We start from the raw sequence: 18,887 nt of genomic DNA on the forward strand, positions 1-18,887 counted from the left end.
TTGGACTCACAGATACGCATTGTTGGCGGCGTCGAGGCTGCCTTGGGCGCGCAGGATCAGTTCGCAGAATTCGCGGGCGGCACCTTCGCCGCCACGAGCCTGGGTGACGCCATGAGCGTGTTCGCGAACAAAAGGTGCGGCGTTGGCCACGGCCATGCCCAGGCCTACACGGCGGATCACCGGCAGATCCGGCAGGTCGTCGCCGAGGTAAGCCACTTGTTCATAGCTTAGGCCCAGTTGCTCCAGAAGACCGTCGAGAACGACCAGTTTGTCTTCACGGCCCTGAAACAGGTGCGGGATCCCCAGGTTCTTCGCCCGACGCTCGACCACCGGGGTCTTGCGACCGCTGATGATGGCGGTCTGTACGCCAGCGTTCATCAGCATCTTGATGCCCTGGCCATCCAGTGTATTGAAAGTCTTGAACTCGCTGCCGTCTTCAAGGAAGTACAGGCGCCCGTCGGTGAGGACACCGTCGACGTCGAAAACCGCCAGTTTGATGGCCTTGCCGCGTTGCAGCAGATCGTTGCTCATTTACATCACTCCTGCGCGCAGCAGGTCGGAGAGGTTGAAGGCGCCGATCGGGCGATCCTCTTCATCCACGACAACCAGCGCGTTGATTCGGTGGTCTTCCATGATTTTCAGGGCTTCGGCGGCGAGCATTTCGGCGCGGGCGGTCTTGCCGTGCACGGTCATCACCTGGTCGATGGTGGCGCTGTGGATATCAATGCTGCGATCAAGGGTGCGACGCAGGTCGCCGTCAGTGAAGATCCCGGCCAGCTTGCCGTCGGTTTCCAGGATGACGGTCATGCCCAGGCCCTTGCGGGTCATTTCCATCAACGCGTCCTTGAGCAGGGTGCCGCGCTGTACCTGCGGCAGTTCCTGGCCGGCGTGCATGACGTTTTCCACTTTCAGCAGCAGGCGTCGGCCCAGTGCGCCGCCGGGGTGGGAAAAGGCGAAGTCTTCGGCAGTGAAGCCGCGCGCTTCCAGCAGCGCCACGGCCAGGGCGTCGCCCATGACCAGTGCGGCGGTGGTCGAGGAGGTCGGCGCCAGGTTCAGCGGGCAGGCCTCGTGCTCGACGTGAACGTTGAGGTTGACCTCGGCGGCCTTGGCCAGCGGCGATTGCGGGTTGCCGGTGACGCTGATCAGCTGAATGCCCAGGCGCTTGATCAGAGGCAGCAGAGTGACGATTTCGTTGGTGGAACCGGAGTTCGACAGGGCCAGAATGACGTCATCGCGAGTGATCATGCCCATGTCGCCGTGGCTGGCCTCGGCCGGGTGCACGAAAAACGCCGGGGTGCCGGTGCTGGCCAGGGTCGCGGCAATCTTGTTGCCGATGTGCCCGGACTTGCCCATGCCGACCACGACAACACGGCCCTTGCTGGCCAGAATCATCTCGCAAGCGCGTACGAAATCGGCGTCGATATGGGGCAACAAGCCTTGTACGGCTTCCACTTCGAGGCGAATGGTGCGTTGTGCCGATTGAATCAGGTCGCTGGTTTGGCTCATGTCAGAAATCGTATAGCCCGATGAAAAGGCGGCGATTATAGCGGTTATGTTGAAAAGCCTCACGCAAGTTCGTCGTGCTTTGTCATTCCTGGTTACCAAAACTCTGTAAATAACGCTTCCAGCCCTTCAACTCGCAGAATGCGGGCCGGTGCAGGCCTTGGGCGCTTGCCCTTTGCAGTGATATAGTTCGCCGCCAGTTCGGCCTGCCCGGGATGTAGGTGCTTTCCTCAGAAAGCCAGGCGTCCGAGTGAGAGGCTGCATCGCAAGGAGTTTAGATGAGTGCCGATAACGCCTACGCGGTCGAGCTGAAGGGAGTCTCCTTCAAGCGCGGTGCGCGGAGCATTTTCAATAACGTCGATATCCGCATCCCGCGCGGCAAGGTCACCGGCATCATGGGGCCTTCCGGGTGCGGCAAGACCACACTGTTGCGCCTGATGGGCGCCCAGTTGCGGCCATCCAAGGGCGAGGTCTGGGTCAACGGCCAGAACCTGCCGAAGCTGTCGCGCAGCGATCTGTTCGATGCGCGCAAGCACATGGGCGTGCTGTTTCAGAGTGGCGCCCTGTTCACCGATCTCGATGTGTTCGAGAACGTCGCCTTCCCGCTGCGTGTTCATACCGACCTGCCGGAGGAGATGATCCGTGACATCGTCCTGCTCAAATTGCAGGCAGTGGGGTTGCGCGGTGCGATCGAGCTGATGCCTGACGAGCTGTCCGGCGGCATGAAGCGCCGGGTCGCCCTGGCCCGGGCCATTGCCCTCGATCCGCAGATCCTCATGTACGACGAACCGTTCGTCGGCCAGGATCCGATCGCCATGGGTGTGCTGGTTCGCCTGATCCGTCTGCTCAACGATGCCTTGGGCATCACCAGCATCGTGGTATCCCACGACCTCGCCGAAACCGCGAGCATTGCTGACTACATCTATGTGGTCGGTGATGGCCAGGTATTGGGGCAGGGCACGCCGGACGAACTGATGGGCTCGGACGATCCGCGTATCCGCCAGTTCATGACCGGTGAACCCGACGGCCCGGTGCCGTATCACTTTCCAGCGCCGGATTACCGCGCAGATCTTCTGGGGAAGCGCCGCTGATGCGCAGAATTACATTAATGGAGCGTGTGCGTCGTTTCGGCCTCGCCGGAATCGACAGCGTCGCAGTGTTCGGGCGTTCGACCCTGTTCCTGTTTCATGCCCTGCTCGGGCGTGGCGGCATCGGCGGCGGGTTTGGCCTGCTGGTCAAGCAGTTGCATTCCGTCGGCGTGATGTCGCTGGTGATCATCGTGGTGTCCGGGATTTTCATCGGCATGGTGCTGGCGCTGCAGGGCTTCAATATCCTGTCGAGTTACGGCTCGGAACAGGCCGTCGGCCAGATGGTGGCGCTGACCCTGCTGCGTGAGCTGGGACCGGTGGTGACCGCGCTGTTGTTTGCCGGTCGTGCCGGCTCGGCGCTGACGGCGGAAATCGGCAACATGAAATCAACCGAACAGTTGTCCAGTCTGGAAATGATCGGGGTCGACCCGCTCAAGTACATCATTGCCCCGCGTCTGTGGGCAGGCTTCATTTCCCTGCCGGTGCTGGCGATGATCTTCAGCGTGGTCGGCATCTGGGGCGGTTCATGGGTCGCCGTCGACTGGCTGGGCGTCTACGAAGGTTCCTACTGGTCGAACATGCAGAACAGCGTGAGCTTCGGTGACGATGTGCTCAACGGCATCATCAAAAGTGCAGTATTCGCTTTTGTCGTCACCTGGATCGCCGTATTTCAAGGCTATGACTGCGAACCCACTTCCGAGGGGATCAGTCGTGCCACCACCAAGACCGTGGTTTACGCCTCGCTGGCAGTACTCGGCCTGGACTTTATTCTGACCGCTTTGATGTTTGGAGATTTCTGATGCAAAACCGCACCCTGGAAATCGGTGTCGGCCTGTTCCTGCTGGCAGGGATCCTGGCTTTGTTGCTGCTGGCCCTGCGGGTCAGTGGCCTGTCTCCGACTTCGACCACCGATACCTACAAGCTTTACGCGTATTTCGACAATATCGCCGGTTTGACGGTCAGAGCCAAAGTGACCATGGCGGGTGTGACCATCGGCAAGGTCACCGCGATCGATCTGGACCGCGACAGCTTCACCGGTCGGGTGACCCTGCAAGTGGATAAAAGCGTCGACAATCTGCCGACCGACTCCACAGCATCTATCCTGACAGCGGGTCTGCTGGGCGAGAAGTACATCGGTATCAGCGTGGGCGGCGAAGACACCCGCCTCAAGGATGGTGGAACCATCCACGACACGCAGTCGTCTCTGGTACTGGAAGACCTGATCGGTAAATTCCTGCTCAATACCGTTAGCAAAGACGCCAAATGAGGAGCTTTTGAATGATCTCTACCTTGCGACGTGGCCTGTTGGTGTTGCTTGCGGCACTGCCGCTGGTGGCTAACGCCGTGGCGGCACAATCGGCGCACGATCTGGTTCAGGACACCACGAACCGGATGCTCGCCGACCTGGCGGCCAATAAAGAGAAGTACAAGCAGGATCCGCAGGATTTCTATACGGCGCTGAACAACATCGTCGGCCCTGTGGTCGATGCCGAAGGTATTTCCAAGAGCATCATGACGGTCAAGTATTCGCGCAAGGCAACCCCGGCGCAGATGAAGACCTTCGAGGAAAACTTCAAGCGCGGTCTGTTCCAGTTCTACGGCAACGCCTTGCTCGAGTACAACAACCAGGGCATCACTGTCGATGCGCCCAAGGATGAATCGGGCGACCGCACCAGTGTCGGCATGACCGTCAAAGGCAACAATGGCGCGATCTACCCTGTGCAGTACACCCTGGAGAAGATCAACGGCGAGTGGAAACTGCGCAATGTGATCATCAACGGCATCAACATCGGCAAGCTGTTCCGTGACCAGTTCGCCGACGCGATGCAACGCAATGGCAACGATCTGGACAAGACCATCAACGGCTGGGCCGGGGAAGTCGCCAAGGCCAAACAGTCGGCCGAGCAGAACGAGAAGCCAGCCCAATGACCGAGTCGGCCATTCGTCTGGACGAAGCCAGTGAGCTGCAGCTCAGCGGCGTGCTGGATTACCGCACCGGCCCGGATCTTCGGGAACAGGGCCGGGCGCTGATCAAGTCGTGCACCGCCCCGGCATTGGTGATCGATTGCTCGGCGGTGGAGAAGTCCAGCAGCGTCGGTCTGTCGCTGCTGCTGTGCTTCATTCGCGATGCAAAGGCCGCCGGCAAAGCGGTCAGCATCCGCGGGATGCCCGAAGACATGCGCGAAATTGCTCAGGTCAGCGAACTGACCGAGCTGTTGGCGCAACCCTGAACCCGCATCAATAGAGAAGCCCCCCGTCAGAGTCCTGCGCAGCGGGGTTCGCAGGCGCGGGGCTTTTTTGTATGATGTCCGACCCGTGCGCACAGGGCGCCGATTGAGGTTGAGCATGCAGGCCGTAGAAGTGAAGAGCTTCCTTGAAGGAAAGCTGCCAGGAACGCTGGTGGAAGTTGAAGGCGAAGGCTGCAACTTTCAGCTGAACGTGATTAGTGATGAACTGGCGGCGTTGAGCCCGGTCAAGCGTCAGCAAAGCATCTATGCCCATTTGAACCCTTGGATCGCCGATGGCAGCATCCACGCGGTCACTATGAAATTTTTCAGCAGCGCGGCCTGGGCCGAGCGCACCTGAGCCCTAGGGCGTCGAGATTCTTATGGATAAATTGATTATTACCGGTGGCGCTCGTCTTGATGGCGAGATCCGCATCTCCGGGGCGAAGAACTCCGCCCTGCCGATCCTGGCCGCCACCCTGCTGTGCGATGGCCCGGTTACCGTCGGCAACCTGCCGCACCTGCACGACATCACCACCATGATCGAGCTGTTCGGTCGCATGGGCATCGAGCCTGTGATCGACGAGAAGCTCAGCGTCGAAATCGACCCGCGCACCATCAAGACCCTGATCGCCCCGTACGAACTGGTGAAAACCATGCGTGCCTCGATCCTGGTGCTGGGTCCGATGGTTGCGCGTTTCGGTGAAGCCGAAGTCGCACTGCCTGGCGGTTGCGCCATCGGTTCGCGTCCGGTCGACCTGCACATCCGTGGCCTGGAAGCCATGGGCGCGGTCATCGACGTCGAAGGCGGCTACATCAAGGCCAAGGCGCCTGAAGGCGGCTTGCGTGGCGCTCACTTCTTCTTCGATACCGTCAGTGTGACCGGTACCGAGAACATCATGATGGCTGCCGCTCTGGCCAAAGGCCGTAGCGTGTTGCAGAACGCCGCCCGTGAGCCGGAAGTGGTCGACCTGGCGAACTTCCTCAACGCCATGGGCGCCAAGGTATCCGGTGCCGGCACCGACACCATCACCATCGATGGCGTCGAGCGTCTGGGCTCGGCTTTCTACAAGGTCATGCCTGACCGCATCGAAACCGGCACCTACCTGGTGGCCGCTGCGGTCACCGGTGGCCGCGTGAAGGTCAAGGACACCGATCCGACCATTCTCGAAGCCGTTCTGGAAAAACTCCGTGAAGCCGGCGCAGAAATCACCTGTGGTGAAGACTGGATCGAGTTGAACATGCACGGCAAACGCCCGAAAGCGGTCAACGTGCGCACGGCACCGTACCCGGCGTTCCCGACCGACATGCAGGCGCAGTTCATCTCGCTCAACGCCATTGCCGAAGGCACCGGTGCCGTGATCGAGACGATCTTCGAAAACCGCTTCATGCACGTCTACGAACTGCATCGCATGGGCGCCAAGATCCAGGTCGAGGGCAACACGGCCATCGTGACCGGTACTGAAATCCTCAAGGGCGCGCCAGTCATGGCTACCGACCTGCGGGCTTCGGCCAGCCTCGTGATCTCGGCCCTGATGGCTGAAGGCGATACCCTGATCGACCGCATCTACCACATCGACCGTGGTTACGAGTGCATCGAGGAAAAACTGCAGATGCTGGGCGCCAGGATCCGTCGCGTTCCGGGCTAGTCGCTGCATCTGGACACAGGGAAGTGTCCGTTGAATTCGTTTTGATCGGGGGTGGCAACGCCCTCGATGTATGTCCGGCGCCGATTGCGACCGGACATGAGTACCTTGATAAGGACTGACGTTTCCCATGTTGACCATCGCACTGTCCAAGGGCCGCATCCTTGACGACACCCTGCCGCTTCTGGCCGAAGCGGGCATCGTGCCGACCGAGAATCCGGACAAGAGCCGCAAGCTGATCATCCCCACGACCCAGGAAGACGTTCGCCTGTTGATCGTGCGGGCCACCGACGTGCCGACCTATGTCGAGCATGGCGCGGCCGACCTCGGCGTTGCCGGTAAAGACGTGCTGATGGAATACACCGGCCAAGGCCTATACGAGCCGCTGGATCTGCAGATTGCCCAGTGCAAGCTGATGACCGCCGGCAAGGTCGGCGCGGTCGAGCCCAAGGGCCGCCTGCGCGTCGCCACCAAATTCGTCAACGTCGCCAAGCGTTACTACGCCGAGCAGGGCCGTCAGGTCGACATCATCAAGCTCTACGGCTCGATGGAGCTGGCGCCGCTGATCGGTCTGGCCGACAAGATCATCGACGTGGTCGACACCGGCAACACCCTGCGTGCCAACGGCCTGGAACCCCAGGAACTGATCGCCACGATCAGCTCGCGTCTGGTGGTGAACAAGGCTTCGATGAAAATGCAACACGCCCGAATCCAGGCGTTGATCGACACCCTGCGCAAGGCAGTGGAGTCTCGACACCGCGGCTGATGTACCTGCGCGACCTTAAGTCGCGCCCGTCTATCCGCCTCATAGCCAGAATCTCAGGTGCCCAAGCGGAACGACTGCTAAGTTAGGGCGCCTGAGTTTTTGCCATTCCTATGAGGCTCTCGCTATGACCGCACCGACTGCAATTCGCCGACTCAACGCTGCTGACCCGGATTTCGCGCATCATCTGGATCATCTGCTGAGCTGGGAAAGTGTGTCTGACGACTCGGTCAATCAGCGGGTGCTGGACATCATCAAGGCTGTGCGCGAGCGCGGTGACGCGGCGCTGGTCGAGTTCACCCAGAAATTCGACGGCCTCGAAGTCGCTTCGATGGCGGATCTGATCCTGCCGCGCGAGCGTCTGGAACTGGCCCTGACCCGCATCACTGTCCCGCAACGCGAAGCGCTGGAAAAAGCCGCCGCCCGCGTGCGCAGCTATCACGAAAAACAGAAGCAGGACTCCTGGAGCTACACCGAAGCCGACGGCACCGTGCTGGGTCAGAAGGTCACGCCACTGGATCGCGCCGGTCTGTACGTGCCGGGCGGCAAGGCGTCATACCCGTCGTCGGTGTTGATGAACGCGATTCCGGCCAAGGTCGCCGGCGTGACCGAAGTGGTCATGGTGGTGCCGACCCCGCGCGGCGAAGTCAACGAGCTGGTGCTGGCGGCGGCATGCATCGCCGGCGTCGACCGGGTGTTCACCATCGGTGGCGCGCAAGCCGTTGCCGCATTGGCCTATGGCACCGAAAGCGTGCCGCAGGTGGACAAGGTCGTCGGCCCGGGCAATATCTACGTCGCCACGGCCAAGCGTCACGTGTTCGGTCAGGTCGGCATCGACATGATCGCCGGCCCGTCGGAAATCCTCGTGGTGTGCGACGGCCAGACAGATCCGGACTGGATCGCCATGGACCTGTTCTCCCAGGCCGAGCACGACGAAGACGCCCAGGCGATCCTGGTCAGCCCGGACGCCGAGTTCCTCGACAAGGTCGCCGCGAGCATCGACAAGCTGCTGCCGACCATGGATCGCGCAACCATCATCGAAACCTCGATCAACGGCCGTGGTGCCCTGATCCACGTGCGTGACATGACCCAGGCCATCGAAGTCGCCAACCGCATCGCCCCGGAACACCTTGAGCTGTCGGTCGCCGACCCGCAGGCCTGGCTGCCGCAGATCCGCCACGCCGGCGCGATCTTCATGGGCCGTCACACCTCCGAAGCGCTGGGCGACTACTGCGCGGGTCCGAACCACGTGCTGCCGACCTCCGGCACTGCGCGTTTCTCTTCGCCGCTGGGCGTGTACGACTTCCAGAAACGCTCGTCGATCATCTTCTGCTCCGAGGCCGGCGCTTCGGAGCTTGGCAAGACTGCATCGATCCTGGCTCGTGGCGAATCGCTGAGCGCCCACGCGCGCAGCGCCGAATACCGCATCAAAGACGAAGTGAAGGGGAACTGAACATGAGTAAATTCTGGAGCCCGTTCGTCAAGGATCTGGTGCCTTACGTGCCGGGCGAGCAGCCGAAGCTGACCCGTCTGGTCAAGCTCAACACCAACGAAAACCCGTACGGCCCGTCGCCGAAAGCTCTGGCGGCGATGCAGGCCGAACTCAACGACAACCTGCGCCTGTACCCGGATCCGAACAGCGATCGGCTGAAAAACGCCGTCGCCAGCTACTACGGCGTACAGAGCAATCAAGTGTTCCTCGGCAACGGATCGGACGAAGTGCTGGCGCACATCTTCCACGGTCTGCTGCAACACGATCAGCCGATCCTGTTCCCGGACATCAGCTACAGCTTCTATCCGGTTTACTGCGGCCTTTACGGCATCACGTTCGACGCGGTGCCGCTGGATGCGCAGTTCCAGATCAACCCGGCCGACTACGCCAAGCCGAACGGCGGGATCATCTTCCCTAATCCGAACGCACCGACCGGTTGCCTGCTGGCGCTGGAAGCGGTCGAGCAGATCCTCAAGGCCAGCCCGGATTCGGTGGTTGTGGTCGACGAGGCCTACATCGACTTTGGCGGTGAAACCGCGATCAGTCTGGTCGACCGTTACTCGAACCTGCTGGTGACCCAGACCCTGTCCAAGTCCCGCTCGCTGGCGGGCCTGCGGGTCGGTCTGGCGGTCGGGCATCCAGACCTGATCGAGGCGCTGGAGCGGATCAAGAACAGCTTCAACTCCTATCCGATCGATCGTATGGCCAACGTCGGCGCGGCGGCGGCGTTCGAGGATCGCGAGTACTTCGACAAGACCTGCGCACTGGTCATCGAGAGTCGCGAATGGGTGGTTGCGCAGTTGCAGGCCAAGGGCTTTGAAGTGCTGCCGTCGGCGGCAAACTTCATCTTCGCCCGTCATCCGCAACACGATGCGGCAGGGCTGGCAGCCAAACTGCGTGAACAGGGCGTGATCGTGCGTCACTTCAAGCAGGAGCGGATTGCCCAGTTCCTGCGGATCTCGATCGGTACGCCAGAGCAGAATCAGGCGTTGATTGAGGGGTTCGGGCAGTTGTAATCGCTAAAGGAACACAGTTCCCATGCAAGTGGGAACTGTGTAGCCAAATGTCAGGCGGGATTGATGTTAGTGACGGAGAACGTTCCAGAAACTTTGTCATTATTATCAGTGATGAAGTCAAAACTCCCTTCAGCGATCTGAAGATATTTTGAGAAGGTTATCTTTAGCGTACCTTCTCGCGCGTAATAATTTTTTCCGCTTGCGTCGGTAAGCATCCAGGTCATATATGGCTCCTGAAAATCATTCTTGTACTTGGCGGAATTGGGCCCGTCCTTGACGGTGCCTGGATACCCGAATGCGATCAGGGATGTGGTATCCGTGTATCCCGCTATATAGCCACCCTTTTCTTCTCCGAAATCATGAAGATCTACCTTTTTGAATTTAACTTCTGTGCCTCCGTTCACGCTGACAACCACTTCGCCAGTGGTCTTGGAGGTTTGCAGATTTTTAAGGGCTTCTTGAATATCCATTATTGCCTCGCTCTTCCAGGAAGTTGTCGAGGTTCAAGCGTAAGACAATGTTCCAGAGAATGAACCTGTCAGATCTGGCAGGTGGAGACAACTTTCTGCTTGGTCTTTAATAGCAAGAAGTAATAAAGCAGATGTAAGGAAATGAATGTTGTATGAGCGAGTGATCCCGCTCACACAGTCAGTCTTCCTTACTCTTCTTTTTCTTTCAGCGGCGCCGGTGGCGGACGCAGACCGATTTCGGCGGTCAGCTTCAGCTCCTTGCCATTGCGCATCACTTGAATCGTGACCTTGTCGGTCGGCTTGATCCGCGCCACCTGGTTCATCGACTTGCGGCCATCGCCGGCCGGTTCGCCGTCGATGCTGAGGATCACATCACCCAGTTGCAGGCCGGCCTTCTGCGCCGGGCCGTCGCGGAAAATCCCCGCCACCACGATACCCGGACGTCCGGACAGGCCGAACGACTCGGCCAGTTCCTGGGTCAGCGGTTGCACTTCAATGCCCAGCCAGCCGCGAATTACCTGGCCGTGCTCGATGATCGATTTCATCACTTCCATCGCCAGTTTCACCGGGATCGCAAAACCGATGCCCTGGGAGCCGCCGGACTTGGAGAAGATCGCGGTGTTGATGCCGGTGAGGTTGCCGCTGGCGTCGACCAGTGCGCCGCCGGAGTTGCCCGGGTTGATCGCCGCGTCGGTCTGGATGAAGTCTTCGTAGTTGTTCAGGCCCAGCTGGTTGCGGCCGGTGGCGCTGATGATGCCCATGGTCACGGTCTGGCCGACGCCGAACGGGTTGCCGATGGCCAGTGCGACGTCGCCGATGCGGATGTTGTCGGAGCGGCCGACGGTGATCGACGGCAGGGTTTTCAGGTCGATCTTCAGGACTGCGAGGTCGGTTTCCGGATCGCTGCCGATCACTCGGGCCAGGGTTTCGCGACCGTCCTTGAGCGCCACGACGATCTGGTCGGCACCGCTGGTGACGTGGTTGTTGGTCAGGATGTAGCCTTCCGGGCTCATGATCACCCCGGAGCCGAGGCTTGATTCCATGCGCTTCTGCTTCGGTGAATTGTCACCGAAGAAGCGGCGGAACTGCGGATCCTCGAACAGCGGATGGCTCGGCTTGTTGATGACTTTGGTGGTGTAGAGGTTGACCACCGAAGGCGCGGCGATGCTCACCGCGTCCGCATAGGACACCGGCCCCTGCTGCACGCTGGTGGTCTGCGGGGCCTGTTGCAGGTTGACGTCGAGGCTCGGAAGCCCGACCCACTGCGGGTAACGCTGAATAATCAACAGAGCGATAAGCACGCCGGCCAACAGCGGCCAGCCGAAAAAACGCAGCGCCTTGAGCATTAAGCACGTCCTGGAAAAGTTGCAGGCGGGGTCAGACCGCCCATAATGTCGCGCATTATACGAGGCCGCGCGTGCCTCTGAACGGGATATTTAGGAGTCTTTCATGGCCGTCGCCCTGAGCACCCTGGTCGAAGAAGCCGACCGTTACCTTGGCAGTGCGAAAATTGCCGATTATTGCCCCAATGGTCTGCAGGTCGAGGGCCGTCCGCAGGTGATGCGCATCGTCAGTGGTGTCACCGCCAGCCAGGCGTTGCTCGATGCCGCCGTCGAAGCCGAAGCCGATCTGGTGCTGGTGCATCACGGTTATTTCTGGAAGGGCGAGAACCCGTGCATCACCGGCATGAAGCAGCGCCGTTTGAAGACGCTGCTCAAGCACGATATCAGTCTGCTCGGTTATCACCTGCCTCTGGATCTGCATCCGGATGTCGGCAATAACGTGCAACTGGCCCGTCAACTGGACATCACCGTCGAAGGGCCGCTGGACCCGGACAACCTGAAGATCGTCGGTCTGGTCGGTTCGCTGAGCGAACCAATGACCCCGCGTGACTTCGCTCGCAAAGTGCAGGAAGTCATGGGCCGCGAACCGCTGCTGGTCGAAGGCAGTGCGATGATCCGTCGGATCGGCTGGTGCACCGGTGGCGGTCAGGGCTACATCGATAACGCCATCGCTGCCGGCGTCGATCTGTTCCTCAGCGGCGAAGCCTCCGAGCAGACGTTCCACAGCGCCCGGGAAAACGACATCAGCTTCATCGCCGCCGGCCACCACGCCACCGAACGCTATGGCGTGCAGGCGCTGGGCGATTATCTGGCGAAACGTTTTGCGCTGGAGCACATCTTTATCGACTGCCCGAATCCGATCTGAGCGCCCGAACAGGCAGGCATATTCATATACCCTTTCGATCTAGTTGGCGTCCTGATTAGAAGGGGGCGCTGTGCTAGGATTCCCCGCTCGAACACGGCCCGCTGGCCGTTCATAAGAAAGCTTTCGTGAGTAGCCATGGTCGACAAACTGACGCATCTGAAACAGCTGGAGGCGGAAAGCATCCACATCATCCGCGAGGTGGCCGCCGAGTTCGACAACCCGGTGATGCTGTACTCCATCGGTAAAGACTCCGCCGTGATGCTGCATCTGGCACGCAAGGCGTTCTTCCCGGGCAAACTGCCGTTTCCGGTGATGCACGTCGACACCCGCTGGAAATTCCAGGAAATGTACAAGTTCCGCGACAAGATGGTCGAAGAGCTTGGCCTGGACCTCATCACTCACATCAACCCCGACGGCGTGGCGCAGAACATCAACCCGTTCACCCACGGCAGCGCCAAGCACACCGACATCATGAAGACCGAGGGCCTGAAGCAGGCACTCGACAAGCATGGTTTCGACGCCGCTTTCGGCGGTGCCCGTCGCGATGAAGAGAAGTCCCGCGCCAAGGAGCGCGTCTACTCGTTCCGTGACAGCAAACATCGCTGGGACCCGAAGAACCAGCGTCCCGAGCTGTGGAACGTCTACAACGGCAAGGTCAACAAGGGCGAATCCATTCGTGTGTTCCCGCTGTCGAACTGGACCGAACTGGACATCTGGCAGTACATCTACCTCGAAGGCATCCCGATCGTACCGCTGTACTTCGCCGCCGAACGCGAAGTGATCGAGAAGAACGGCACGCTGATCATGATCGACGACGAGCGCATCCTCGAGCACCTGTCCGACGAGGACAAGGCGCGCATCGTCAAAAAGAAAGTGCGTTTCCGTACCCTTGGCTGCTACCCGTTGACGGGCGCGGTGGAGTCCGAGGCCGAAAGCCTGACGGACATCATTCAGGAAATGCTCCTGACGCGAACTTCCGAGCGCCAGGGCCGGGTCATCGACCACGATGGCGCAGGCTCGATGGAAGACAAGAAACGTCAGGGTTATTTCTAAGGGGTTGTCATGTCGCACGCATCTGATTTGATCAGCGAGGACATCCTCGCCTACCTGGGCCAGCACGAACGTAAAGAGCTGCTGCGCTTTTTGACCTGCGGTAACGTCGATGACGGCAAGAGCACCCTGATCGGGCGCCTGCTGCACGACTCGAAGATGATCTACGAAGATCACCTCGAAGCCATCACCCGCGACTCGAAGAAAGTCGGCACCACCGGTGACGACATCGACCTGGCATTGCTGGTTGACGGCCTGCAGGCCGAGCGCGAGCAGGGCATCACCATCGATGTCGCCTACCGCTATTTCTCCACCGCCAAGCGCAAATTCATCATCGCCGACACCCCCGGCCATGAGCAGTACACCCGCAACATGGCCACCGGTGCGTCCACCTGTGACTTGGCGATCATCCTGGTCGACGCCCGTTACGGCGTGCAGACCCAGACCCGCCGCCACAGCTTCATCGCCTCGTTGCTGGGCATCAAGCACATCGTTGTTGCCATCAACAAGATGGACCTCAAGGGCTTCGATCAGGGCGTGTTCGAGTCGATCAAGGCCGACTACCTGAAGTTCGCCGAAGGCTTGAAGATGAAGCCGACCAGCATGCACTTCGTGCCGATGTCCGCTCTGAAGGGCGACAACGTGGTGAACAAGTCCGAGCGCTCGCCGTGGTACACCGGCCAGTCGCTGATGGAAATCCTCGAGACCGTGGAAGTGGCGGGCGATCGCAACTTCACCGATCTGCGTTTCCCGGTGCAGTACGTCAACCGTCCGAACCTGAACTTCCGCGGTTTCGCCGGTACCCTGGCCAGCGGCATCGTCAAGAAGGGCGACGAAGTCGTGGTCCTGCCGTCGGGCAAGAGCAGCCGCGTGAAATCCATCGTCACTTTCGAAGGTGAGCTGGAACACGCAGGTCCTGGCCAAGCGGTAACGCTGACCATGGAAGACGAAATCGACATCTCCCGTGGCGACCTGCTGGTTCACGCCGACAACGTTCCGCCAGTGACCGACAGCTTCGAAGCGATGCTGGTGTGGATGGCTGAAGAGCCGATGCTGCCGGGCAAGAAATACGACATCAAGCGCGCCACCAGTTACGTGCCGGGCTCCATCGCCAGCATCGTCAACAAGGTCGACGTCAACACCCTCGAAGAAGGCCCGGCGAGCGCGTTGCAGCTCAACGAAATCGGCAAGGTGAAGATCGCGCTCGACGCGCCGATCGCCCTCGACGGTTACGACAGCAACCGCACCACCGGCGCGTTCATCGTCATCGACCGTTTGACCAACGGCACCGTCGGCGCCGGCATGATCGTCGCTCAGCCGGTGACCCACGGTACGGCTACGCATCACGGCAAGCTGGCCCATGTAGCGACCGAAGAACGCGCTCAGCGTTTCGGTCAGCAACCGGCTACCGTGCTGTTCAGCGGCCTGTCCGGCGCTGGCAAGAGCACCTTGGCATACGCGGTCGAGCGCAAGCTGTTTGATCTGGGTCGTGCGGTGTTTGTGCTGGATGGCCAGAACCTGCGTCACGATCTCAACAAGGGTCTGCCGCAGGATCGCGCCGGTCGCACCGAGAACTGGCGTCGTGCCGCGCATGTGGCGCGTCAGTTCAACGAAGCGGGTCTGTTGACGCTTGCGGCGTTTGTGGCGCCGAGTGCCGAAGGTCGTGAGCAGGCGAAGGATCTGATTGGCAAGGATCGTTTGCTGACGGTTTATGTTCAGGCTTCGCCGACTGTTTGCGCCGAGCGTGATCCGCAAGGTTTGTATGCTGCGGGTGGCGATAACATTCCGGGTGAGTCGTTCCCGTATGACGTGCCGCTGGATGCTGATCTGGTGATTGATACCCAGTCGTTGTCGCTGGATGAAAGTGTGAAGCAGGTGCTGGACCTGTTGCGTAAGCGTGGCGCGATTTAAGCGTTAGCTGCGAATGAAAAAGCCCGCCGATGAGTGATTATCGGTGGGCTTTTTTTGTTGTGTGAATATCCGTTTCTTCGGGTGTTGCGGATTATGGTTCCGCCCTTACGGCGGGTCACTTTGGCAAACGCCCCAAAGTAACCAAAGGTCTGGGCCCCGGCGTTCGGCCCCTCGCTGGGGCTCGGGGTTCCTTCGCTCCGGGATTCATCCGGGGGCATCGCCTACGGTTTGCTTCGCTGCACCTCCTCTCGATGCATGCGGCTGCGCCGCACGGTCGCTGCGCTCCCACCCCCGGATGATTCCCTCCACTCAGCCTTCCGATGGGGCCGGCACGTCAAAAGCGGTACTCGAGCTAACGCTCATTGTGTTGAGTGGTGAAGAGCAGGTGCGGGAAGGGGTGCTTTGCTCTTCCGGGGGAGCACCTGACAGCCAACCACCGTCAGGCGCTCCCACACGGAAGATCAGCGTCGGTTGGGATATTCGCGGTGCATCTGCTCGAGCAATGCATCCTTGTCTTGCCACAGTTGGTTGATCCAGCCCTGGAATTGCAGGCGGTATTCGCCGTCCTGGTCGTAGTTTTTGCCGATGAACTGCGGTGGGATTTTCAGTTCTTCGAAGTGCACCACTACGTCTCGGACGTTGCCGCACAGCAGATCCCAGAAGCCAGGGCGTCCGCCGGGGTAGTGGATGGTGACGTTGACGATCGATTCCAGCTGTTCGCCCATCGCATCCAGTACGAAGGCAATGCCGCCGGCTTTGGGCTTGAGCAGGTATTTGAACGGTGATTGCTGCTGCGCGTGCTTGCCTTCGGTGAAGCGTGTGCCTTCGACGAAGTTGAAGATGCCTACCGGGTTGTCGCGGAATTTCGCGCAGGTCTTGCGGGTGGTTTCGAGGTCTTTGCCTTTCTTTTCCGGGTGTTTTTCCAGATAGGCTTTTGAATAGCGTTTCATGAACGGGAAGCCCAGTGTCCACCACGCCAGACCGATGACCGGGACCCAGATCAGTTCCTGCTTGAGGAAGAACTTCAGCGGCTGGATGCGCCGGTTGAGCACGTATTGCAGCACCAGGATGTCGACCCAGCTCTGGTGGTTGCTGGTGATCAGGTACGAGTGTTGATAGTCCAGGCCTTGCAGGCCGCTGAGGTGCCAGCGGGTGCGGCGGACCAGGTTCATCCAGCCTTTGTTGTTGCTGATCCAGGCTTCGTGGGTGTGGCTCATCAGCCAACGCGAGGCGCGGCGTGCGAGGTCGAACGGCAGCACTTTGATCAGCGCCACGAGAAACAGGAACGAGCACAGCAGGATCGTGTTCAGCGCCAGCAGCAGCGCGGCGATCACGCCGCGCAGAGGGGCAGGGAGAAAAGCCAGCATCGGGTCAGATATCCAGAGGTCGGTTGGCAGCCTGAATCGCGGTCAGGGCAATGGTGTAGACGATGTCGTCGACCTGCGCGCCGCGCGGCAGATCGTTCACCGGTTTGCGCAGGCCTTGCAGCATCGGGCCGAGGCTGACGCAATCGGCGCTGCGCTGCACGGCTTTGTGGGTGGTGTTGCCGGTGTTCAGGTCGGGGAACACGAACACCGTGGCGCGGCCGGCCACCTGGCTGTTCGGCGCCAGTTGCCGGGCCACGGTTTCGTTGGCGGCGGCGTCGTACTGCAACGGCCCGTCGATCAGCAACGAGTGCTGTTGTTCGTGGGCGAGCAGGGTGGCTTCGCGGACTTTCTCGACTTCTTCGCCGGTGGCGGATTCGCCGCTGGAGTAGCTGATCATCGCCACGCGCGGGGTGATGCCGAACGCGGCGGCCGAGTCGGCGCTTTGCAGGGCGATCTCCGCCAGTTCGCTGGCGCTCGGGTGTGGGTTCATCACGCAGTCGCCGTAGACCAGCACTTCTTCGGGGAACAGCATGAAGAACACCGACGACACCAGTGTGCAGCCCGGAGCGGTCTTGATCAGTTGAAGCGCCGGACGGATGGTGTTGGCCGTGGTGTTGATGATGCCGGAGACCAGGCCGTCGACTTCATCCAGTGCCAGCATCATGGTGCCGATCACCACGGTGTCTTCGAGTTGCTGCTCGGCCATCGGCGCGTTGAGGCTTTTGCTCTTGCGCAGCGCGACCATCGGCTCGACGTAGCGCTCGCGGATCAGGTCCGGATCGAGGATTTCCAGCCCTGGCGGCAGCGCGATGCCCTGGGCCCGGGCTACGGCTTCGACGTCAGCCGGTTTGGCCAGCAACACGCAACGGGCGATCCCGCGTTCCTGACAGATTGCCGCCGCCTGCACGGTGAACGGCTCGCTGCCTTCGGGCAGGACGATGCGTTTGTTGGCGGCCTGCGCGCGTTGAATCAACTGATAGCGGAACACCGCCGGCGACAGGCGCATTTCCCGTGGCGTGCCACAGCGCTGGTGCAGCCAGTTGGCATCGAGGTGACTGGCGACGAAGTCGGTAATGATCTCCGCACGTTCGCGGTCATCGACGGGGATTTCCTTGTTCAGGCCGTTGAGCAGGTTGGCCGTGTCGTAGGAGCCGGTGCTCACCGACAGCACTGGCAAGCCAGCCTGCAATGCGCCACGGCACAGGTCCATGATGCGTGGGTCTGGCAGGGTGTCGCTGGTCAGCAACAGGCCGGCCAGCGGTACGCCGTTAATGGCGGCTAGGCTGACGGCGAGGATGATGTCGTCGCGATCGCCGGGGGTCACCACCAGCACGCCGGGCTTGAGCAGATCCACGGTGTTGCGCATGGTGCGCGCGCAAATGATGGTCTTGGTCATGCGCCGGGTTTCATAGTCGCCGGCGTTGAGCACCTGGGCGCCCATCAGGTCGGCGACGTCGCGGGTGCGCGGAGCGTTGAGTTCGGGCTGGAACGGAATGCAGCCGAGCAGACGGAAATCACCCGTGCGCAGCAACGGCGAGTGCTCTTTCAGACGCGCGGCGAAGGCGTCCATGCTCTCGTCGGTCTTGACCTTGTTGAGGATCACGCCGAGGACTTTCGGGTCTTTCGGCCCGCCGAACAGTTGCGCCTGCAACTCGACGCGGCCGGACAGTTCGGTCAGCACTTCGTTTTCCGGGGCCGAGACCAGAATCACCTCGGCATCCAGGCTCTTGGCCAGGTGCAGGTTGACCCGCGCGGCGTAGCTGGCGCTGCGGGTTGGCACCATGCCTTCGACGACCAGCACGTCTTTGCCGATGGCGGCCTGCTGGTAGAGGGTGATGATTTCTTCGAGCAACTCGTCGAGCTGACCGTCGCCGAGCATCCGCTCGACGTGGGCCAGGCCCAGTGGCTGCGGCGGTTTCAGGCCGTGGGTGCGCGCTACCAGTTCAGTCGAACGCTCAGGGCCGGTGTCGCCCGGATGCGGCTGGGCAATCGGTTTGAAGAAGCCGACTTTCAGCCCGGCACGCTCCAGCGTACGCACCAGCCCGAGGCTGATGGAGGTCAGACCCACACCAAAGTCGGTGGGCGCGATAAAAAAAGTTTGCATGCGGATTCTCTAAGGGTGCATGGCAATGGCGATCGTCTCTGTGT

The 18,887-nt window shown here is 60.7% G+C and carries 19 protein-coding genes; 13 read left to right on the top strand and 6 right to left on the bottom strand.

Features of this window, described 5'->3' with window-relative positions:
- Positions 1 to 6: 6 nt before the first annotated feature.
- Both K3819_RS04425 and K3819_RS04430 read right to left on the bottom strand, forming a co-directional pair.
- Entirely contained in the window at positions 7 to 531 is a 525-nt protein-coding gene (locus K3819_RS04425; protein ID WP_085611339.1) for an HAD family hydrolase, read from the bottom strand.
- Positions 532 to 1,506 carry a KpsF/GutQ family sugar-phosphate isomerase gene (locus K3819_RS04430; RefSeq protein ID WP_064593399.1) on the bottom strand — a complete coding sequence of 325 codons (975 nt, stop codon included), beginning with the start codon at positions 1,504 to 1,506 and terminating at the stop codon, positions 532 to 534.
- Positions 1,507 to 1,781: 275 nt separating this feature from the next.
- Here K3819_RS04430 and K3819_RS04435 point away from each other — a divergent pair, with 275 nt between their 5' ends.
- The 10 genes from K3819_RS04435 (at position 1,782) to hisC (ending at position 9,733) form a co-directional block, all read left to right on the top strand.
- A complete protein-coding gene (locus tag K3819_RS04435) occupies positions 1,782 to 2,594 on the top strand; it encodes an ATP-binding cassette domain-containing protein (protein ID WP_064593401.1) in 813 nt (270 codons plus the stop codon).
- Complete coding sequence (gene mlaE, locus K3819_RS04440; RefSeq protein WP_007953561.1) at positions 2,594 to 3,391, top strand: lipid asymmetry maintenance ABC transporter permease subunit MlaE; 798 nt, start codon at positions 2,594 to 2,596, stop codon at positions 3,389 to 3,391. Before K3819_RS04435 ends, mlaE begins: the two co-directional genes overlap by 1 nt.
- Positions 3,391 to 3,858 (top strand): outer membrane lipid asymmetry maintenance protein MlaD, encoded by a 468-nt coding sequence (gene mlaD, locus K3819_RS04445; RefSeq protein ID WP_007953559.1) that lies wholly within the window; start codon positions 3,391 to 3,393, stop codon positions 3,856 to 3,858. Before mlaE ends, mlaD begins: the two co-directional genes overlap by 1 nt.
- A gap of 11 nt (positions 3,859 to 3,869) precedes the next feature.
- Positions 3,870 to 4,520, top strand: a complete 651-nt coding sequence (locus tag K3819_RS04450) for a phospholipid-binding protein MlaC (protein ID WP_221398715.1) — start codon at positions 3,870 to 3,872, stop codon at positions 4,518 to 4,520.
- Entirely contained in the window at positions 4,517 to 4,822 is a 306-nt protein-coding gene (locus K3819_RS04455) for a lipid asymmetry maintenance protein MlaB (RefSeq protein ID WP_039769302.1), read from the top strand. Before K3819_RS04450 ends, K3819_RS04455 begins: the two co-directional genes overlap by 4 nt.
- A gap of 115 nt (positions 4,823 to 4,937) precedes the next feature.
- A complete protein-coding gene (locus K3819_RS04460; protein ID WP_039769303.1) occupies positions 4,938 to 5,177 on the top strand; it encodes a BolA family protein in 240 nt (79 codons plus the stop codon).
- Between the two features lie 22 nt (positions 5,178 to 5,199).
- The gene (murA, locus tag K3819_RS04465; RefSeq protein WP_074691804.1) at positions 5,200 to 6,465 is read left to right on the top strand and encodes a UDP-N-acetylglucosamine 1-carboxyvinyltransferase; all 1,266 of its coding nucleotides are present in this window, start codon (positions 5,200 to 5,202) and stop codon (positions 6,463 to 6,465) included.
- A gap of 127 nt (positions 6,466 to 6,592) precedes the next feature.
- Positions 6,593 to 7,228, top strand: coding sequence for an ATP phosphoribosyltransferase (gene hisG / locus K3819_RS04470; RefSeq protein ID WP_007953554.1), 636 nt, complete (start codon positions 6,593 to 6,595; stop codon positions 7,226 to 7,228).
- Positions 7,229 to 7,352: 124 nt separating this feature from the next.
- Positions 7,353 to 8,678: a histidinol dehydrogenase gene (gene hisD / locus K3819_RS04475; protein WP_064593403.1), complete on the top strand. Its 1,326-nt coding sequence runs from the start codon at positions 7,353 to 7,355 to the stop codon at positions 8,676 to 8,678.
- Between the two features lie 2 nt (positions 8,679 to 8,680).
- Positions 8,681 to 9,733: a histidinol-phosphate transaminase gene (hisC, locus tag K3819_RS04480; protein ID WP_221398716.1), complete on the top strand. Its 1,053-nt coding sequence runs from the start codon at positions 8,681 to 8,683 to the stop codon at positions 9,731 to 9,733.
- Between the two features lie 50 nt (positions 9,734 to 9,783).
- On the opposite strand, the gene K3819_RS04485 is transcribed toward hisC, so the two are convergent.
- Entirely contained in the window at positions 9,784 to 10,203 is a 420-nt protein-coding gene (locus tag K3819_RS04485) for a hypothetical protein (protein WP_085611341.1), read from the bottom strand.
- Positions 10,204 to 10,391: 188 nt separating this feature from the next.
- Entirely contained in the window at positions 10,392 to 11,549 is a 1,158-nt protein-coding gene (gene algW / locus K3819_RS04490) for a Do family serine endopeptidase AlgW (protein ID WP_085611342.1), read from the bottom strand.
- Positions 11,550 to 11,652: 103 nt separating this feature from the next.
- On the opposite strand from algW, the gene K3819_RS04495 reads away from it, so the two are divergent.
- The 3 genes from K3819_RS04495 to cysN all read left to right on the top strand — a co-directional run bounded on the left by K3819_RS04495 (position 11,653) and on the right by cysN (position 15,372).
- Positions 11,653 to 12,411: a Nif3-like dinuclear metal center hexameric protein gene (locus K3819_RS04495; RefSeq protein WP_085611343.1), complete on the top strand. Its 759-nt coding sequence runs from the start codon at positions 11,653 to 11,655 to the stop codon at positions 12,409 to 12,411.
- Between the two features lie 135 nt (positions 12,412 to 12,546).
- Positions 12,547 to 13,464 carry a sulfate adenylyltransferase subunit CysD gene (cysD, locus tag K3819_RS04500; RefSeq protein ID WP_007912374.1) on the top strand — a complete coding sequence of 306 codons (918 nt, stop codon included), beginning with the start codon at positions 12,547 to 12,549 and terminating at the stop codon, positions 13,462 to 13,464.
- 9 nt (positions 13,465 to 13,473) lie between these two features.
- A complete protein-coding gene (gene cysN, locus K3819_RS04505; protein ID WP_039769320.1) occupies positions 13,474 to 15,372 on the top strand; it encodes a sulfate adenylyltransferase subunit CysN in 1,899 nt (632 codons plus the stop codon).
- A gap of 461 nt (positions 15,373 to 15,833) precedes the next feature.
- On the opposite strand, the gene K3819_RS04510 is transcribed toward cysN, so the two are convergent.
- Complete coding sequence (locus tag K3819_RS04510; protein WP_221398717.1) at positions 15,834 to 16,739, bottom strand: acyltransferase; 906 nt, start codon at positions 16,737 to 16,739, stop codon at positions 15,834 to 15,836.
- A gap of 4 nt (positions 16,740 to 16,743) precedes the next feature.
- Positions 16,744 to 18,843 (bottom strand): phosphate acetyltransferase, encoded by a 2,100-nt coding sequence (gene pta, locus K3819_RS04515; protein WP_085611346.1) that lies wholly within the window; start codon positions 18,841 to 18,843, stop codon positions 16,744 to 16,746.
- Positions 18,844 to 18,887 lie beyond the last annotated feature (44 nt).

The organism is Pseudomonas sp. 3-2 (genome assembly GCF_019710535.1).
GTDB classification, from domain to species: domain Bacteria; phylum Pseudomonadota; class Gammaproteobacteria; order Pseudomonadales; family Pseudomonadaceae; genus Aquipseudomonas; species Aquipseudomonas pharyngis.

Bases quoted from the DNA above. Each gene is read 5' to 3' on its own strand.
- mlaE (WP_007953561.1), top strand. From the start codon at position 2,594: ATGCGCAGAATTACATTAATGGAGCGTGTGCGTCGTTTCGGCCTCGCC.
- hisG (WP_007953554.1), top strand. From the start codon at position 6,593: ATGTTGACCATCGCACTGTCCAAGGGCCGCATCCTTGACGACACCCTG.
- hisD (WP_064593403.1), top strand. From the start codon at position 7,353: ATGACCGCACCGACTGCAATTCGCCGACTCAACGCTGCTGACCCGGAT.
- pta (WP_085611346.1), bottom strand. From the start codon at position 18,843: ATGCAAACTTTTTTTATCGCGCCCACCGACTTTGGTGTGGGTCTGACC.
- K3819_RS04495 (WP_085611343.1), top strand. From the start codon at position 11,653: ATGGCCGTCGCCCTGAGCACCCTGGTCGAAGAAGCCGACCGTTACCTT.
- K3819_RS04425 (WP_085611339.1), bottom strand. From the start codon at position 531: ATGAGCAACGATCTGCTGCAACGCGGCAAGGCCATCAAACTGGCGGTT.
- algW (WP_085611342.1), bottom strand. From the start codon at position 11,549: ATGCTCAAGGCGCTGCGTTTTTTCGGCTGGCCGCTGTTGGCCGGCGTG.
- murA (WP_074691804.1), top strand. From the start codon at position 5,200: ATGGATAAATTGATTATTACCGGTGGCGCTCGTCTTGATGGCGAGATC.
- K3819_RS04450 (WP_221398715.1), top strand. From the start codon at position 3,870: ATGATCTCTACCTTGCGACGTGGCCTGTTGGTGTTGCTTGCGGCACTG.
- cysN (WP_039769320.1), top strand. From the start codon at position 13,474: ATGTCGCACGCATCTGATTTGATCAGCGAGGACATCCTCGCCTACCTG.
- mlaD (WP_007953559.1), top strand. From the start codon at position 3,391: ATGCAAAACCGCACCCTGGAAATCGGTGTCGGCCTGTTCCTGCTGGCA.
- K3819_RS04435 (WP_064593401.1), top strand. From the start codon at position 1,782: ATGAGTGCCGATAACGCCTACGCGGTCGAGCTGAAGGGAGTCTCCTTC.
- cysD (WP_007912374.1), top strand. From the start codon at position 12,547: ATGGTCGACAAACTGACGCATCTGAAACAGCTGGAGGCGGAAAGCATC.
- K3819_RS04460 (WP_039769303.1), top strand. From the start codon at position 4,938: ATGCAGGCCGTAGAAGTGAAGAGCTTCCTTGAAGGAAAGCTGCCAGGA.
- K3819_RS04430 (WP_064593399.1), bottom strand. From the start codon at position 1,506: ATGAGCCAAACCAGCGACCTGATTCAATCGGCACAACGCACCATTCGC.
- K3819_RS04510 (WP_221398717.1), bottom strand. From the start codon at position 16,739: ATGCTGGCTTTTCTCCCTGCCCCTCTGCGCGGCGTGATCGCCGCGCTG.
- K3819_RS04485 (WP_085611341.1), bottom strand. From the start codon at position 10,203: ATGGATATTCAAGAAGCCCTTAAAAATCTGCAAACCTCCAAGACCACT.
- K3819_RS04455 (WP_039769302.1), top strand. From the start codon at position 4,517: ATGACCGAGTCGGCCATTCGTCTGGACGAAGCCAGTGAGCTGCAGCTC.
- hisC (WP_221398716.1), top strand. From the start codon at position 8,681: ATGAGTAAATTCTGGAGCCCGTTCGTCAAGGATCTGGTGCCTTACGTG.